Origin of the sequence: Neobacillus sp. C211, from assembly GCF_051842875.1 — a bacterium.
Taxonomy (GTDB): Bacteria; Bacillota; Bacilli; order Bacillales; family Cytobacillaceae; genus Neobacillus.
On the sequence record NZ_CM122574.1, the window covers coordinates 15,061 to 32,763 of the forward strand.

Sequence of the window (17,703 nt, forward strand, 5' to 3'; positions counted from 1 at the left end):
ATTTTACCTCCCTTTCAACCAATTCCCCAATTATTGCTGGGCCTTTAAGCCCATTAAATAGTCTGCTAAAGCATCTAGCTGTTTTTCAGACATTTCCGGGTATTTTCCTGTCATCATGTTACCTGGTTTGTATGTTTCTGGATTACGAATCCAATTTTTTAACTCTTCTTTATTATGATCCAAAACACCGGCTACACGAGATCGTTCACCAAAGTTCGATAAGTTTGGTGCTAGACGTGCTGTTTCAGGCATTTTGTTTGATGGTGTTACAGCATGACAGCCAATACAGCTTTTATTAAATAGTTCTTGTCCTTGTGCCGCAGAAGCTGTCTGGGCTTTTTGTGGTTCTTTAACATTCTGCATCGAAGTTACCCAAGCGTCAAATTTGTCCCGGCTAATAGCTTTTACTTTAAAATCCATTAAAGCATGGGATGGACCACAAAGTTCTGCACATTTTCCATAGAAAAGATTTCCTGCTTCGTTTGCTTTTTTATCGTCAAACTCTAGCCAGAATTTATTAATATTCTCCGTATTTGTATCTAACTTTCCACCTACTGCTGGAATCCAAAATGAGTGTTTCACATCAGATGACTTCAAGTTAAAATATACCTTTTCATTTGTAGGAACAACAAGTTCCTGGCTTGTAACAATCTTCTTGCCTGGATATTCAAAGTCCCACCAATATAAGTGTGACCGAACATTAATTACAAGTGCCTTTGTATTTTTCTTATCCATTGGAGATACATCTGCAAGTTTAAAGGTTGCGGCCACAGTCGGAACGGCAAGAATTAATAGTAAAAGAATCGGCACAGCAGTCCAAATAATTTCTAATTTGTGACTTCCTTCTACTTGTTTTGGTATTCTGTCATCCCTTCGTTTAAAACGAACCAAAATCAAAACGAAAATAATCGCAACAATAACAATAACCCCAACCATGATTAACGTACTTAACTTCATTAAATCATATTGCGTTTGCGCAACTTCACCGGCAGGCTTTAACGTGGAAAGGTACGGTTCGCCACATCCGGAGAGAACAAGCGCTAAAATCGAAAATAACGATATTAAACGCCACTTTGCTAGCCTTTTCATAGCTTAATCAAACCCCTCTTTCACTAATAAATTATTTAAAGCATTATGTTGATCAAAGAATTATGTAGTACGATTGCTTCCCTTTAAACAAGAAACAATCATTTGCAAAACTAAATTAATGTAACTATAACCATTGCTACAAAAATAATAGTTAAATATTGCAAAGAGTAAACAAACATTAGTTTTGCCCACTTTATGTCATCTTTGATTCTATATCCATAAATCCCTAATGCAAGCCACCCGATATTTAGAACGATAGCAAGTATTAGAAATGGGATTCCTAATTTGGTAAGAAAAAATGGAATTGGCTGAAGTGCAGCAACCCAAAGGATGATGTGAATTTTTGTGGTTTTAAAACCCTTCACTACAGGTAACATTGGGATCCCAGCTGCTTTATATTCTTTAACCCGTCTCATCGCTAGCGCATAAAAATGTGGAGGCTGCCAAACAAACATTAGCACAAACAATGACCATGCCATGATATCGAGATTAGCATCAACTGCTGCCCATCCGATTAGTGGTGGTACTGCTCCTGATATGCTCCCAATAATAGTGTTGGACACCAACTGCCGCTTTGACCATAATGTATACAGGAAAACATAGCTAAAAACTCCAAGCAGTCCAATTACTGTTGCAGTCATCGTAGTAAAGAATAAAGACAGTGTTCCCAGTCCAATAAGTAAAATACCTAATACTAGAACTTTTATCGGAACTACTTTCCCGGTTACAGTAGGTCTTTCTTTTGTTCTTTCCATTAAATGGTCAATGTCACGATCAACATAATTATTGATAGCACATGAGCCTGCAATAATCAGTGAAGATCCTGCTACTGTAAAAAGCACGATATCTAAATTGTTTAGAAAGCTTTGTCCTGAAAAGTGAAGCGCAAGCCATAACCCCGTAAAAGTAGTAATAAGATTAGAATTTACAATTCCAATTTTGATAAGAGCCATAAAGTCTTTCCATGCAGAGGTTTTTATATTGGCTTGCAAGCTCGCAGCGCCATTATCAATAGCAGCTTCTCCGAAGGCCTTAGAGTTCGACATCTGGTTTCTCCTCCTAAACCTAAATAACAAATATTCATCATTTAAGTAAGTGATAATTGATACTTAATTTATATATGCCCTCATTTGTAAAAAAAAGGAACGATGATAGAAAATTAATATTAATTTTTTTCGATTTAATAAACAATCTAACTAAAAAGATAGTGATAATTAAAACACTTTCTCTGTATATTAAATCACACTTTTAGATATTTTTGTGAATTTTTTTTGAATAATTTTAGACTAAATTGTTACAAAGTTCATTTTATCGTTATAATCTTAGCTTTTTAAGGATTTATAATTCCATTTATACAAATTATCCCCTAAATTTATAAAAAATCCTAGTGTCTACATGAAGAGTTTAATTTTAATTCCTCTTACACCTAAAAAGGAATAATTCTAATTAAACTACCACTAATATATTTCTAACAGACCATCAACTGAGTTTCTATGGTTTTCACTATAATAATAGTGAAAACTATTTATTATTCCACATCTGTTTTTATTGATTTAAGTTATCTTAAAATCTATACTTAATTTCTGTTCTTTTTCAATTTTATTCGTTATGATTAATAGGGAATTTAATAATCGAATTACTTTCCAATCTATTATACTGTCAGGTTTATCCAATGACAAATTATTGAACTTTTTTAAGAGGTGAATTTTTTGCGACGATCTTTGAAATGGTTGGCTGTTGCTACTACCATCGGAATGATATTTATCTTAATTGGCGGAGCACTAGTTACAAAGACTGATTCTGGAATGGGATGCGGGAGATCATGGCCGCTTTGTAACGGTAAATTTCTTCCGTTGGAAATTACCCCAGAATTAGTTATTGAGCTTGCCCACAGACTTGTCTCTGGAGTAGTTGGAATGATGGTTCTCGTTCTTTCTGTTTGGTCATGGAAGGCGGTAGGACATATTAGAGAAACGAAATTTCTTTCCTTCCTTTCCTTTTTCTTTTTACTTTTACAAGCATTAATCGGGGCTGCTGCAGTAAAATGGGGACAATCTGGTTTTGTACTCGCATTACATTTTGGTATTTCACTTGTATCTTTTTCTGCTGTGTTATTGTTAACACTTCTAATATTTGAAATTGATAAGAGATTTGATGCAGAAAAACTATATATCGATAAGAGAATGGGGTTTCATATTGTCGGTGTTTCCATTTATAGTTATCTTGTCATCTACACTGGCGCACTCGTACGTCACACTAAGTCAAGTTTGGTTTGTCGAGACTGGCCGCTATGTTTAAATGACGCTCCTTCCTTGCCTTCCAATATGTACGAATGGGTGCAAATGGGACACAGAGCCGCTGCTGGATTAATCTTTATCTGGATTACTTTCATTCTTTATTTGACTGTTCGCCATTACAAACACCAAAAAGTTCTTTATTGGGGCTGGATTATTTCATTCATCCTTGTTTCATTACAAGTGATTGCAGGAGCTTTGATTATTTTTAGCAGCTTAAATCTGTATATCGCCCTGCTGCACGCCTTCTTTATTACTTGTTTGTTTGGCGTCCTAAGTTATTTCCTTTTGTTATACTCTAGATCTAAAAAAAGTAATCTATAAAAAAGCTGCCAGGGATACCCACTCCCTGGCAGCTTTTTTTATTACGCTTTTGTTAATTCAATTAAAAGGTCACCAGTTAATATTGCCTCACCACTGCTGACATAGATATCCTTTACAACGCCTGAAAAAGGTGCTTGAACCGTAGTTTCCATTTTCATCGCTTCGGTAATCATTAAATGATCGCCACGTTCAACCTTTTCACCTTTTTCAACGACAACTTTGACCACAGTTCCTGGCATCGAGGCAGCAAGGTGATTTTCGTTTTTTGGGTCTGCCTTCAGCTTAGATACCACCGTAGATTTTATATTCTCATCTTTAATGAAGACTTCACGCGGTTGACCATTTAACTCAAAATAAACGACCCTCGTGCCATCGGCTTGAGGATGACCCATAGATACAAGTTTAACAATTAATGTTTTTCCCGTTTCTATTTCTACTTCTATTTCTTCACCCAATCGCATTCCATAAAGGAACGTAGGTGTGTCTAGTACTGATATATTTCCATACTGTTCATCCGTTTTAATGTACTCCATAAATACCTTTGGATATAAAGCATACGAAATGATCTCAAAAGCCGTAACCTGTCTGCCAAGTTCTTTATACAATTTTTCCTTCAATTTTTCAAAATCAACCGGTTCAAGCAATTCGCCTGGACGAACTTCTAGTGGTTTTTTACCTTTTAATATAATTTTTTGAAGTTCCGCTGGAAAACCTCCATAGGGCTTGCCAAGAAATCCTTCAAATAATTCAACGACAGAATCAGGGAAATCTAACATATGTCCCTTTAAAAGCACATCTTCCTCACTTAAATCATTTTGAACCATAAATAGAGCCATATCACCTACGACCTTTGATGAAGGCGTCACTTTTACAATATCACCGAACATATTATTAACTCGTGAATACATTTCTTTAACTTCATCCCAACGCTCACCAAGGCTTACTGCTCTTGCCTGTTGTTGGAGATTGCTATATTGCCCACCCGGCATTTCATGTTGATATACCTCAGTGTGGGGGGAAATCATTCCGCTTTCAAAATCCTGATAATATTTACGGACATCCTCCCAATAATAAGACAATTTTTCTAGTGCTTGGATATTTACTTTTGGTTTCCGAGGATTCCCTTCAAGTGCATAAAATAACGAATTAGCACTAGGCTGAGAAGTTAAGGCTGCCATTGTACCCAATGCTGTATCAACAATATCCACTCCACCATCAATTGCACGAGCATAGGTATAGAGACCATTTCCACTTGTGTCATGCGTATGGAGATGGATAGGAATATCGACGGTTTCCTTTAACTCAGAAACCAGCCTGTACGCTGCTTCAGGCTTCAATAAGCCTGCCATATCCTTAATTCCCAGGATGTGGGCACCTTGTTGTTCCAGCTCTTTGGCCAAGCTTTTATAATAGTGAAGATTATATTTCGTCCTTGTCTCATCTAAAATGTCCCCTGTATAACATATTGAAGCCTCGGCAATTTTACCGCTTTGACGCACTGCATCAATTGCAACTTCCATACCTTTTACCCAGTTTAAGCTGTCGAAAATTCGAAAAACATCAATTCCAGCTGAAGAAGATTGGTCAACAAATTCACGAATCAAATTATCAGGATAATTTTTATATCCCACCGCATTGGCCCCACGTATTAACATTTGGAACAGTACATTTGGAATTTTCCTGCGTAGAGTTACCAATCTGTCCCAAGGATCTTCTTTTAAGAACCTGTAGGCAACATCAAAAGTTGCTCCGCCCCACATTTCAAAAGAGAATAAATCAGGTAAAAGTTTTGCAGAGGGCTCAGCTATATGAAGAATATCAGTCGTCCGCATACGGGTTGCTAATAGCGACTGATGAGCATCTCTAAATGTTGTATCCGTTAATAAGACCTGCTTTTGATTCTTGACCCATTCCACAAGTCCATTGGCACCATACTTGTCAAGAATTTGCTTCGTCCCCTCTTGATACGGTAAATCATAGGGTAAATTAGGAATTCTTGGCTTCGGAAATACTGGTCTTTTCTTCTTTTCAATACCTGGAAACCCGTTAACAGTGACCGTGCCGATGTACGACAGCATTTTAGTTCCGCGGTCCTTTCGGAATGGGAAAATGAACAGTTCCGGTGTTGTATCAATGAATGAAGTATCATATTCGCCATTCCTAAATTTCTCATGCTTCACAACATTCTCTAAGAACGGGATATTTGTTTTGATCCCTCTAATCCTGAATTCCTGTAAATTTCGAACCATTTTTGATGCAGCTTGCTCAAAGGTTAACGCCCATGTAGAAAGCTTTACTAATAAAGAGTCATAATACGGTGTAATTACAGCCCCTTGAAAGCCATTTCCAGCATCAAGACGCACCCCAAAGCCGCCCCCTGAGCGATAGGCCATAATTTTACCGGTATCAGGCATAAAATTATTAAGCGGGTCTTCTGTTGTTACCCTTGACTGTATAGCAAATCCATTCATTTGAATTTTTTCTTGCTGTGGTATACCGATAATTGGACCATGTAATTCGTGCCCTTCTGATACCAAAATTTGCGTCTGCACAATGTCGACTCCTGTTATCATTTCTGTTACAGTATGTTCCACTTGTACACGTGGATTTACTTCTATAAAATAAAAGTCATTTCCTGAAACCAGAAACTCTACTGTACCTGCATTTAGGTAATCAACATTTTTCATCAATTTTACGGCTGCCGCACAAATCCTTTCTCGCAACTCATCAGAAATAGACACACTTGGAGCAACCTCCACTACCTTTTGATGGCGTCTTTGAACAGAACAATCGCGGTCAAAAAGATGAACAATATTCCCATGCCGATCACCAATGATTTGCACTTCGATATGTTTAGGACTTTCAATTAATTTTTCAAGATAAACTTCATCATTCCCAAAAGCGGCTTTCGCTTCCGACTTTGCTCGTTCAAATGATTCACGGATTTCCTCTATGCGTTTAACAATTCTCATCCCGCGCCCGCCTCCGCCAAGAGAGGCCTTTATGATTATGGGTAACTTGTGTACTTCCACAAAATCTTCAACATCACTTACCTCTGTTACGGGACCAGGACTACCAGGAATCACTGGTATTCCAGCTAGCTCTGCTTGATGCCTTGCTTTTACCTTATCTCCAAACATATCAAGTTGTGTAATGGACGGACCGATAAAAATAATCCCTTCTTCTTCACAGCGCTTGGCAAAATGAATATTTTCTGACATAAACCCATAACCTGGATGTATGGCATTTGCTCCGCTTTTTTTGGCTATAGCAATGATGCCATCAATGTCTAAATAGGCATCAATTGGTTTTTTTCCTTCCCCAACCAAATAAGCCTCATCCGCCTTATAACGATGATAGGCCCCAGAATCCTCTTTCGAATAAATTGCAACTGTTCGAATATTCAGTTCAGTACACGCGCGAAAAACCCTTATCGCTATTTCTCCCCTATTGGCAACCAACACTTTATTTATCTGTCTTGTCATTTAAAGCACCTCATATTCTATGTATTTTTAAAAACGCGAAGAAGCAAATATTGTCCTTCGCGTTTTGATTAAATATAGAAAACCTTGCCATCTTTTGATTGATTACTATTAGTAACTTGATCCTGTTTATTTTTATATTTTTTTTCATATTTAGTGAACATAGAAACATTTACAAGTATTCCTGTCGCTCCCGCAAGCATCAGGAGTGATGATCCTCCGTAACTAATAAATGGCAGCGGTACACCAGTCAGTGGAATTAGTCCAGAAACTCCAGCTAGATTGATAAAGGACTGAATCCCAATCATGCTCGAAATACCAATAGCAAGCAGACTACCAAAAGGGTCCTTACATTGTAAGCCAATATAGATTCCCCTTAATACAATATAAAAAAGGAGAATGATAACGAATCCTACACCCCAAATCCCTAATTCTTCCGCAATTACAGCCATAATGAAATCCGTATGTGATTCCGGCAGATAACCAAGCTTTTGAATACTTTTCCCAAGACCCAACCCATTTACTCCACCAGAACCGATGGCGATATAGGAGTTTGCCAAGTGAAAACCTTCATTATTTACATATTTATCATTAAATGGATTATCTAATACAGCAAAACGACTTAGTTGTTCGTCAGAAAAAAACTTCCCCCAGGAAACTAAAATAAGCGGCAGAAGGACGATAAGCGCCATAATAAGTAATTTACCGATACTTTTAAAATTCATACCAGAGCATAAAACCATCATACAAGCTATGGCTATGATAATAGCTGCTGTACCGAAGTCAGGTTGAAAAATGATAAGTGCACATATGAAAAAAAGATATACTAAAGGCGGGAGAACACCTTTGTTAAATTGATTGATATAGGCTTGCTTTTTCGCATAAACGGCTGCTAAATAAATAATGGCAGCAAGCTTGACAAACTCCGATGGTTGAAATAAGAAAGTGCCAATGGAGTACCAGCTTTGCGCATTATTTTTTTCTACCCCAAATACAAATAATCCTAATAGAGATAAAATAGATGATAGCACAATCAATACCAGAACTTTTTTGAACATCATGATCTTATATGGAATAATTGCTGTGATAAGGAAGATCACAGTAAAAATCATCAGCCATACTTTTTGTTTTTGGTAAAAATAATCTGGTGGATAACCATACCTTTGAACTGCGGAAGCCATACTTGAGCTATAGATCATAACAAGTCCAAATAAACACAAAAGGATGGTGGCAATAATTAATGAAAAATCATATGATTTCAATATTTTTTTCAGCATTTAAAAAGTCCTCATTTTCAATATTGATTTATATCCCTCTATTATAATAGAAAATAAACATTTTTACTTGAGGAAAAGTTAATTTGTTACAACAATTTAATAAAGAATATTCTGAAATAAGGAAATTGATTGAGCCCGTTTTTGTTTTCTTGAAATAATAAAAAACCCAAACAATTAACATGGATTGTTTGAGTTCTTTGCTACTATTTCCTTAACGATGAATCGTGAAGCGCTGATAATTCTCTTTCTAATGTATCTAGAATTGCCTTACCGTCTTTACTATCTATTAAGCCTAACCGAACAGCAAAATCTATTTCTCTTGATAAACCAAACATTTGTGTATCCAATACCTCTTCATAAAGAGGGCATTGAGGCATCGTGAGATTGTCCATTTGCACTTTGATTAGCTTTAATATTTTTTCAGCGTCAGCCTGTAGTAAGGCATATGCTTTTTCCTGGTGATTCACAATCATTTCAGACGCCAACATTGATCCCCCCATTTCAGAGCGATAATTCAACTTATCTATAAATTTTACCGTTTACAAAGGAAAATTGCAAGAACTATGAAGTGGATTGCACAAAGGAGTTTGTTTAAAACGGCAGCTATTCAGACAGATTTTATCCTCTTAAGGAACCTGCTTTTACTATTATGACATTTTGCCCAAAAAAAGTTATACTAATTATGCAAGGGTTTAGGGGGAATGAAAAATGGAAAATATCATTATCATATCTGGAAAAGTGAAATATTCGATCACGCTTGATCCAGGTGTGTGGATTTTCGACGACCGTCGAGTTGATTTAACGACCTTTTTTTCAACAAAATTAGAGAGTACCAATTCATTAGATGAATATACTAAAGCTGTTTCTAAGCATTGGGACCGTGAAATTATGGAGGGTGCCATTTATCCTCCTACATTAAAATCTGAAAAGAAATTCGAGAAGGAAAAGGTGTTAACTGGTACCTTTGGTATTCCATTGAAGCCTTTTTTATTAAATTCGGAGCCTGCTCGTGATGCTAACACTTTTGTAATTCATAGCACAGAGGGGGAATATGAGTACCCTCTTGAAACAGCCTATGATTTTATATTGGGTTTCTCCGATAAAGGTAAACCACTTACGTTAGATGGTCCCGTTCATGTTTATTTAGGTGATGGTTCAAATCAACAAAGTCCAATTAAAAATATAAAGGGTTTTATCATAAAATAAGACGGGTGCCTTGGGCGCCCGTTTTACTTTTATGATTATTTACAGCAAATCTGCTGCCAAAAGTGCCAAACCTGACCTTTCCCCTTTCATTAATTTAACATGTCCGGAAATGACTTGATCCTTGAACTTTTCTACAACATACGTTAAACCGTTGTTATAGGCATCAAGATATGGATGATCTATCTGTTCTGGGTCACCCATTAAAACAATTTTACTGCCTTCTCCGACACGGGTAAGGATAGTCTTTACTTCATGCTTCGTTAAGTTTTGTGCTTCATCAATAATAATAAACTGCTTTGGCAAACTTCTGCCTCGAATATACGTTAATGCCTCTACCTCAATCGAACCCATACCTGCTAAAATCGCATCAAGTTCACCAGGCTTTTTAGTATTGAAAAGATATTCTAGATTATCAAAGATTGGCTGCATCCATGGTCTTAATTTCTCTTGTTTTTCTCCCGGTAAAAATCCTAAGTCTTTTCCCACAGGTACAATTGGTCTAGCCACTAATAGTTTTTTATATTCCCTGAAATCTTCCGTTTGCATTAATCCTGAGGCTAATGCAAGAAGCGTTTTCCCTGTGCCTGCCTTCCCCGTTAATGTAACAAGATGAATATCCTTACGAAGTAATAATTCAATTGCCATGGTTTGTTGTACATTTCTTGAATGGATCCCCCAAACATGCTCTTGGTTTAATGCTAATTTTTTTACCTTCTTACTCGTTTTATCTACCATTCCTATCGCTGAAGCAGAACTACCAAGAGCATCTTTCATTACTAGAAATTGGTTTGGATAAAATGGGTGATTGGCGATCTCAGAAAGATTTAACTCCCCTTTTTCATAAAAACGACCTAGTAATTCTATTGGCAGAAATACTTCAAAAAAACCTGTGTAAATATGATCGATTTCTACAACACGGTCATTTAAAAAATCTTCAGCATCTAAACCTATGGCATCTGCTTTTACCCTAACTAGGGCATCCTTACTAACAAGAATGACTGCCTTTCCATTTTCCTTTGTTTGTTCTTCTAAAAATAAATTTTTTGCCACAGCTAGAATACGATTATCATTTGTTTTTTCAACAAATATATCCTGAAGCTCATGAAAGGTACGATGATTCAATTCAATTCTGATGGTTCCACCGTTTTCAAGCGGTATTTTCTCGTGGAGTTTTCCTGAGGCCCTTAGGCCATCAATTAATCTCGAAACATGTCTTGCGTTTCTCCCAACTTCATCCATATATCTTTTCTTTGAGTCCACTTCTTCAAGAACCACTGCAGGAATAACAACTTCATTATCTTCAAAGGAGAAGAGGGAATACGGGTCTTGTAACAAAACATTTGTATCTAACACGTATATCTTACTCAAAGCAACGCCTCCTGCTTTCCTTGTTGTTAGGTTTGTTAAATTGCGGAACAACCCTTTTGCTAGATTGGACTTTGGTAAAATATATGTTTATTGGAATAAAGATAGAAGGAGTTCCGCACAATAAATGTTAGTGAGACCATTCAATAATTCGGAGGAAGAGGCTTAATTTCAATTATTTATAAGTAATGCGGAGGTGGATAATACAATGAAGAAAACCTTGATTATTACTGCGTTATGTCTGATTCTAGCCGGCTGCAGTACAAAAAAGGAACTAACAAACAATGAGAACGCATCATATGTTAAGGTAAAAAACAGCTACATTGAAAGTGTTGACCGAAAAACGGGGCAGGAAATCTCCAAACGTTTAGTTAGGCTGGCGACAAGTATCCCAAATGTTAACGATGCAACTGCAGTGGTATTAGGAAGATACGCGATTGTCGGAATTGATGTAAATGCGAAAATTGATCGTTCCCAAGTTGGATCCATAAAATATTCTGTAGCCGAAAGCTTAAAAAAGGATCCGTACGGAGCAAAAGCAGTTGTTGTTGCTGACGCTGATACAACACAGCGTTTAAAAGAAATACAAACAGATATTAATAAGGGCAGACCAATACAGGGTATTATGGAGGAGCTAGCAGATGTAGCCGGTCGATTAATGCCTGAGATACCAGGAGACTTAATTACTCCAAGCCCTAAAAATGCTACCGAAAAACCTGATAAAAAGCTTCCTGAAAAGGATAAAAAGAAACTAGAAAAGGAACAAGAAGACCAATCTAATCACTATAAATAAAAATGAGAAAAGCTTAGGGATTCCTAAGCTTTTCTCATTGCCTCCATAACTTGATTGTCTAACTTCTGGGCAGCGTTTTTATCATATGTTTTATCATATTGAACTTCAGAGACTATTTTAGATCCATAAAACATAACATCCCTTACTGCTGTTATGGCTACTTGTATCAAAGCCAGCTTTAATGGTACGTCTTTAAGTCTCTCTTCTATTATTTGGGCTGTCCCATGAATTGCGTATGTAGATTCATTAGCAATTATATTAATAACGACTTGATTGTTATTAATTAAATTCTCAAGAATTCTGGAACGATTATCCACCGCAAAATAAATGGTACTTTCATCTTTTGCTAATACCCAAGAAATAGAACTAATATTTGGGCCCCCTGATTCATGATCTACGGTTGCCACTGTCACGAACCGTTCCTTTTGCAGTTCATCATATAAAGGCTTGATTAGCTTTGGTTCCACTTGGTTTGCCATTAAAACATCCCCTTTACTTATTCCTTCACCCTGTTAAAAAACAGATATTCTCATATTACTACTATCCCATGCTTTCATCAAATTAAACCAATTGATTACATTCAAACTTTCTGCCATGATATACTAGAGGAAACAGTCGGTTATTAGAAATAGTTAAAGAGGTGTCTTAATGAGAGTTAAATGCGTAATTTGCGATAAAATTGAAGCGATTGAAGATGAATCGTTTGAGGCCAAGCGTCTACGTAATCGTCCCATCCATACATATATGTGTAAACAATGTAAGACAAGAATAACTGAAAAAACAAATGCCAGATTTGAAACAGGCAATTTCCGATTATATCGTGCGAAATCTGAAGAAGATGATTGGTAAAACGAAAAGCGGTAGCGTCCCTAGGCGCTGGAGCTGACAAGAAAAAACCATCATGCTCATTCCAAAGTGGAATGAACATGATGGTTTTTTTATTCTTCTTCGATTGGGTAATTCTCGTACTTTTCTGGCTCTTGATTGATTTGGTTTAGCATAACCTCAATTAATTCCTGAGGATAACGAGTTTTTTTAGTTTCTTCTCCTTGTTGATAGGAAACATAATACATGACATCATCTTTTGTTACCTCAATGTTTGAGAGGTGAAGTTCAGCTATCATATCTTCAAAAAGGTTTAGTGTATCTCGTGCTGCAGTGTCATCAGGCCTTGCGTCGCATACAACCTTAATAGTAAGCCAATTATATAGTGTATCCTGTACGGATTTCATTTAATTAAACCCCCGTTATTTCGCTTCAGCCTGATCCTTTTTCGTTTGATGTAAGCGTATTTTATAGATGATCAATAACACCGCCGCACCTGCAAGTCCTTCTGCAATTGGTAAGGCATAAGAAAAAATAAGCATTACAAAGCATCCAATTAAAAGGCAAATATAGATCACGATATTTTTCAAAAGAGGCAGTTTTTTTGCAAAGCCTAACTTATATACAATTGCCGCTAAAATTACAATATATAAATACTGTAACCACACAGCAGTTTTTACATCTGTTAGTTCAATGAAAAATCTAAGACTAGGAGAGAATCCTTCCATCTTCTTGCACTCCTTTTACTTAACTCTGTTCAGCATATTTTTTCTTTTTAGCTGCTCTTTCACGTTCGTTTTTATCAAGAATTTTTTTACGAAGACGAATCGATTCTGGAGTAACCTCACAATATTCGTCATCATTTAAATATTCTAATGACTCTTCTAATGTCATAATACGCGGTTTTTTAATTACAGATGTTTGATCTTTGTTAGCTGAACGAACATTTGTCGCTTGTTTCATTTTTGTAATATTTACGGTGATATCATTTTCACGAGTGTTTTCGCCAACGATCATACCCTCGTAAATTTCCGTACCTGGCTCAACGAAAATGGTTCCGCGGTCTTCAACTTGCATGATACCATAAGTCGAAGCTTTTCCTGATTCCATTGACACTAGAACACCCTGGTGTCTTCCGCCGACTTGACCTGGTAACATTGGCTGATAGCTGTCAAAGGTATGATTAATAATTCCATAACCGCGAGTCATTGTTAAGAACTCGGTTGTGTAACCAATTAATCCACGTGCAGGTACATTAAAGATTAAGCGTACTTGACCTGAACCATTGTTAATCATGTCAATCATTTCGCCTTTACGGGCACCAATGGATTCCATTACTGAACCAGTATGTTCTTCTGGGACATCTATTTGAACTCTTTCAACTGGCTCACAGCGTACACCGTCAATAACTTTGACAATAACTTCCGGCTTTGAAACTTGAAGTTCATAACCTTCACGGCGCATGTTTTCAATAAGAATTGATAAATGGAGCTCACCACGGCCAGAAACGATCCAAGCATCAGGTGAATCCGTGTTATCAACACGTAAACTTACGTCAGTTTGCAATTGAGAACGAAGTCTTTCTTCAATCTTCCTTGAAGTTAAATATTTGCCTTCTCTACCGGCAAATGGGCTGTTGTTTACGACGAAAGTCATTTGTAATGTTGGCTCATCGATTCTTAAAATTGGCAGGGCTTCCTGATGTTCAACAGGACAAACTGTCTCACCCACATTTATATCTTCCATTCCTGAAACAGCAATTAAGTCGCCGGCTTTGGCTTCTTCTATTTCTTGGCGTTTTAATCCAAAGAAACCGAAAATCTTTGTGACCCGGAATTGCTTAACTGAACCGTCTAACTTCATCAGTGCTACTTGTTGACCCACGTTCATCGTACCGCGGAAAACACGACCGATTCCAATTCTGCCAACATAATCATTATAATCAAGAAGGGCAACTTGGAATTGCAACGGCTCTTCATGATTATCAACAGGGGCAGGGATATATTCAACAATCGCATCATATAAGGATTGCATATTTTCATCTTGCTTTTCAGGGTTTGTACTTGCTGTACCATTAATCGCTGAAGCGTAGATAACTGGGAATTCAAGTTGATCCTCAGTTGCTTCAAGTTCGATAAACAAATCGATCACTTCATCAATTACCTCTGCAGGTCGTGCAAAGTCACGGTCAATTTTATTGACAACAACAATAGGAGTTAACTTCTGCTCTAATGCCTTTTTAAGAACAAAACGAGTTTGTGGCATACAGCCTTCATAGGCATCAACTACTAACAATACACCATCAACCATTTTCATAATCCGTTCAACTTCTCCGCCAAAATCAGCGTGTCCCGGAGTATCCAATATATTAATTCGTTTATCTTTGTATTGAATAGCTGTGTTTTTCGCCAAAATGGTAATTCCGCGTTCTCTTTCTAAATCATTTGAATCCATTGCACGTTCTTCTACATGTTCATTAGTACGAAATGTACCTGACTGTTTTAACAATTGGTCAACCAAAGTTGTTTTACCGTGGTCAACGTGGGCAATAATTGCAATATTACGTATATCATCTCTTAATTTCAAACAATTCCACTCCTACCTATATTTTAAAAATAAAACTATTTATAGTTTCTCATTTATAACTAAAACATTATACCACAAATAAAGTGGAAACCCCTAACCATTTTATTGTAGAATAAAAATATACTTAAAACAGTGGGCCTTTAACTAGCTGTATTTCAATGATAAAGGGGGATAAAATAATGAAAAATGTGAAGTGGCCTTTACTTGTGTATGCCATCCTTGCAGCCACAAGTATAATGGGGATTGGAATCGCAATAAGCGAAAAAAGCTTAATAGGAGCAATCGGTTGTTTCGTTGCAATTATTGTAATAATGGGAATGGGCTTTAAAACAAAAAGAAAAATGCGCGAGAACGGTGAGTTATAAAAAGAAGCCTCGATTGGCTTCTTTTTTACCATTTTCCCTCTTTTAAGTAATCCTTTAAGATTGATTGGTGGAGGCCAGGTTTAGCTGTTAATAATGAATCCTGCGAAAGGAAATTCAGCTTATCTCCCCATAAATTTGTCACTATACCACCTAGTTCTTCGATTATTACTGCCCCAGCAGCAATATCCCATGGTGATAAACGCATGGAAATATAGGCATCCACTCTTCCTGTTGCAACAAAAACCATTTCGAGCGCAGCAGAACCATAAGACCTTGTTCCTCTCGCTGCTTTAACAAGAGGAATCATTAAATTGTGATCGATACGATGATTTTCCATCACCCATGTGGCATTGAGTGCGATGATGGATTCCTTAACGGTTGTTTCCTTTAGTACATTTAGAGGCTTTTCATTTAAATAGGCCCCCTTTCCTCTTTTAGCATGATACAATTCGTCATGTACGACATCATATATGAGTCCGATCTTTCCAACACCATTTTCATACACGCCAAGGGAAATAGCAAAATTTCTTTGTTGATGGACGAAATTCATCGTCCCATCGATTGGATCAATCATCCAAACAATTCCCTCAAGATTATCAAGTGAATCACCAAATCCCTCTTCGCCCATTATTTTATGATCTGGATACACTTCTCTAATTTTACTAATAAAAAATTGCTCAATTTCTTTATCGATATTTGTTACAAGATCATTAGCATTCGTTTTTGTTTCAATATTTAATGTTTCATTAAAAGATAACCTGATTTTAACCCCTGCCTCATTTACCCATTCCTTTGCATGAGCATAAATTTGATCCCAGTTCATAATTCTCCTCCAAATATCTTATTTCTTCATTAGTTTTCATGTATGTAGTATGATGCCGGACAAATTAGATGATGTACCTTTAGCTTAATCAAATTGATGTAACACAGCAACTTTTTGGCGTATTATAAGTTCCAATTATAGTAAAGGGCAATAATAAACGAACCCCCCTCTTTTTTGCTGGAGTTCGTTTTAGATAAGTTCAGGATATATTCTATTTCGATTCATTCTTATTTATTTCTCCTTGGATAAAAAAAAACCGTCTTATTTATCAAAGGGCTTTTAATCGTAATAATTCTTGGCGGATTTTTTCTAATTTTTGTTTGCAATCCTTCATTTTTTTCTCGTTCTTTTCCTCAATCGCTTCGAATAATGTAGCTAATTCATAATCCATTTCCAATCGCAAAACTGCAGTTCTTTCCTTTTCGCCTGCTTTTTTAAGTGAGGTATTCATAAGTTGTTTCACGTTTCTCCTCCCCTTCCTAAATTTAACTATTTTTTCAGATTATTTTTTTACTGTATAATATGAGTCAGGGAGATATGTTGCAACAAATATGTGCTTTAACCTAGAAAGCATCTCACTACTCGTCTGGTAAGTGGTATGCTACAATTAAGTACAATTGTTTTGTGGAGGTTTAGTTTATGAGCTTTAAGGGATTTACAAATGAGGATTTTGATGTTTTTTTAATAGATGGTTTAGAGGCTAGAATGGCAGCTCTTAAAGAAACAATTCGTCCAAAATTAGAAGATTTGGGAGAATACTTTGCCCCTACAATATCTGTATTAACAGATGATGAAATGTTTGTTCATGTCGCCAAACATGCAAGGCGCACTATTAATCCACCAAAGGATACTTGGGTCGCATTTTCAAACAGCCCTCGAGGTTATAAAATGCTTCCGCATTTTCAAATTGGCTTGTGGAATACCCATTTATTTATATGGTTTGCCGTAATTTATGAAGCACCCCAAAAAGATAAGATTGCTGAAAGGTTTTCAAAAAAAATCACTAAAATTTTCAAAGATACACCAAAAGATTTTGTTTGGTCTCTTGATCATACAAAACCAGAAGCAATTGAACACCGTCAACTAACAAAGGATGATCTTCATTCGCTGTTTGATCGGCTGCAAAACGTAAAGAAAGCAGAATTGTTATGCGGCTATACAATCAACAGGGAACAAGTCATCCAATTAGGTTCAGATGGGCTAATACAACAAATTGAGGACGTTTTTAATAAAGTAGCCACACTTTATAAAATCTCTCTTAATAAAAAATAATA

The 17,703-nt window shown here is 36.5% G+C and carries 18 protein-coding genes; 6 read left to right on the top strand and 12 right to left on the bottom strand.

From position 1 onward, the window contains the following. Positions 1-30 precede the first annotated feature (30 nt). Positions 31-1,089: a cytochrome c oxidase subunit II gene (gene coxB, locus ACSU6B_RS00110; RefSeq protein ID WP_410881811.1), complete on the bottom strand. Its 1,059-nt coding sequence runs from the start codon at positions 1,087-1,089 to the stop codon at positions 31-33. Positions 1,090-1,199: 110 nt separating this feature from the next. Then, complete coding sequence (cyoE, locus tag ACSU6B_RS00115; protein ID WP_246869716.1) at positions 1,200-2,135, bottom strand: heme o synthase; 936 nt, start codon at positions 2,133-2,135, stop codon at positions 1,200-1,202. Positions 2,136-2,798: 663 nt separating this feature from the next. Here cyoE and ACSU6B_RS00120 point away from each other — a divergent pair. Beyond that, the gene (locus ACSU6B_RS00120) at positions 2,799-3,707 is read left to right on the top strand and encodes a COX15/CtaA family protein (RefSeq protein WP_410881813.1); all 909 of its coding nucleotides are present in this window, start codon (positions 2,799-2,801) and stop codon (positions 3,705-3,707) included. Between the two features lie 41 nt (positions 3,708-3,748). Here the strand turns inward: ACSU6B_RS00120 and pyc are convergent, their stop codons facing one another. From pyc to ACSU6B_RS00135, 3 genes are all read right to left on the bottom strand, one after another. Beyond that, positions 3,749-7,192: a pyruvate carboxylase gene (pyc, locus tag ACSU6B_RS00125; RefSeq protein WP_410881815.1), complete on the bottom strand. Its 3,444-nt coding sequence runs from the start codon at positions 7,190-7,192 to the stop codon at positions 3,749-3,751. 68 nt (positions 7,193-7,260) lie between these two features. Beyond that, positions 7,261-8,466, bottom strand: coding sequence for an FtsW/RodA/SpoVE family cell cycle protein (locus ACSU6B_RS00130; protein WP_410881817.1), 1,206 nt, complete (start codon positions 8,464-8,466; stop codon positions 7,261-7,263). Between the two features lie 203 nt (positions 8,467-8,669). Then, entirely contained in the window at positions 8,670-8,951 is a 282-nt protein-coding gene (locus tag ACSU6B_RS00135; protein WP_088090352.1) for a YlaN family protein, read from the bottom strand. Positions 8,952-9,174: 223 nt separating this feature from the next. Here ACSU6B_RS00135 and ACSU6B_RS00140 point away from each other — a divergent pair, with 223 nt between their 5' ends. Further along, on the top strand, positions 9,175-9,672 hold the full coding sequence (locus ACSU6B_RS00140; protein WP_410881819.1) for a peptidyl-prolyl cis-trans isomerase: 498 nt from the start codon (positions 9,175-9,177) through the stop codon (positions 9,670-9,672). Positions 9,673-9,711: 39 nt separating this feature from the next. Here ACSU6B_RS00140 and ACSU6B_RS00145 read toward each other — a convergent pair whose 3' ends face one another. After that, complete coding sequence (locus tag ACSU6B_RS00145) at positions 9,712-11,040, bottom strand: PhoH family protein (protein ID WP_168242672.1); 1,329 nt, start codon at positions 11,038-11,040, stop codon at positions 9,712-9,714. A 205-nt stretch (positions 11,041-11,245) separates the two neighbouring features. Between ACSU6B_RS00145 and ACSU6B_RS00150 the strand changes: the two genes are divergently transcribed. Beyond that, positions 11,246-11,830: a YhcN/YlaJ family sporulation lipoprotein gene (locus ACSU6B_RS00150; protein WP_215001723.1), complete on the top strand. Its 585-nt coding sequence runs from the start codon at positions 11,246-11,248 to the stop codon at positions 11,828-11,830. 23 nt (positions 11,831-11,853) lie between these two features. Here the strand turns inward: ACSU6B_RS00150 and ACSU6B_RS00155 are convergent, their stop codons facing one another. After that, complete coding sequence (locus tag ACSU6B_RS00155; RefSeq protein ID WP_168242670.1) at positions 11,854-12,309, bottom strand: pyridoxamine 5'-phosphate oxidase family protein; 456 nt, start codon at positions 12,307-12,309, stop codon at positions 11,854-11,856. Positions 12,310-12,478: 169 nt separating this feature from the next. On the opposite strand from ACSU6B_RS00155, the gene ACSU6B_RS00160 reads away from it, so the two are divergent. Further along, on the top strand, positions 12,479-12,679 hold the full coding sequence (locus ACSU6B_RS00160; RefSeq protein ID WP_214715915.1) for a YlaI family protein: 201 nt from the start codon (positions 12,479-12,481) through the stop codon (positions 12,677-12,679). 89 nt (positions 12,680-12,768) lie between these two features. On the opposite strand, the gene ACSU6B_RS00165 is transcribed toward ACSU6B_RS00160, so the two are convergent. From ACSU6B_RS00165 to typA, 3 genes are read right to left on the bottom strand one after another with little or no spacing between them, the layout of a single operon-like run. Then, positions 12,769-13,062 carry a hypothetical protein gene (locus ACSU6B_RS00165; RefSeq protein WP_410881822.1) on the bottom strand — a complete coding sequence of 98 codons (294 nt, stop codon included), beginning with the start codon at positions 13,060-13,062 and terminating at the stop codon, positions 12,769-12,771. 15 nt (positions 13,063-13,077) lie between these two features. Further along, a complete protein-coding gene (locus ACSU6B_RS00170) occupies positions 13,078-13,383 on the bottom strand; it encodes a YlaH-like family protein (protein WP_168242667.1) in 306 nt (101 codons plus the stop codon). 19 nt (positions 13,384-13,402) lie between these two features. Beyond that, positions 13,403-15,241 carry a translational GTPase TypA gene (gene typA, locus ACSU6B_RS00175; protein WP_168242666.1) on the bottom strand — a complete coding sequence of 613 codons (1,839 nt, stop codon included), beginning with the start codon at positions 15,239-15,241 and terminating at the stop codon, positions 13,403-13,405. 179 nt (positions 15,242-15,420) lie between these two features. Here typA and ACSU6B_RS00180 point away from each other — a divergent pair, with 179 nt between their 5' ends. Further along, positions 15,421-15,606 (top strand): YlaF family protein, encoded by a 186-nt coding sequence (locus ACSU6B_RS00180; protein ID WP_410881824.1) that lies wholly within the window; start codon positions 15,421-15,423, stop codon positions 15,604-15,606. 25 nt (positions 15,607-15,631) lie between these two features. On the opposite strand, the gene ACSU6B_RS00185 is transcribed toward ACSU6B_RS00180, so the two are convergent. Together ACSU6B_RS00185 and ACSU6B_RS00190 are read right to left on the bottom strand one after the other, a co-directional pair. Beyond that, positions 15,632-16,432, bottom strand: coding sequence for an inositol monophosphatase family protein (locus ACSU6B_RS00185; RefSeq protein WP_410882247.1), 801 nt, complete (start codon positions 16,430-16,432; stop codon positions 15,632-15,634). 265 nt (positions 16,433-16,697) lie between these two features. Continuing rightward, a complete protein-coding gene (locus ACSU6B_RS00190) occupies positions 16,698-16,892 on the bottom strand; it encodes a hypothetical protein (protein ID WP_088086251.1) in 195 nt (64 codons plus the stop codon). Between the two features lie 176 nt (positions 16,893-17,068). Between ACSU6B_RS00190 and ACSU6B_RS00195 the strand changes: the two genes are divergently transcribed. Beyond that, positions 17,069-17,701, top strand: coding sequence for a YktB family protein (locus tag ACSU6B_RS00195; protein ID WP_215001718.1), 633 nt, complete (start codon positions 17,069-17,071; stop codon positions 17,699-17,701). Positions 17,702-17,703 lie beyond the last annotated feature (2 nt).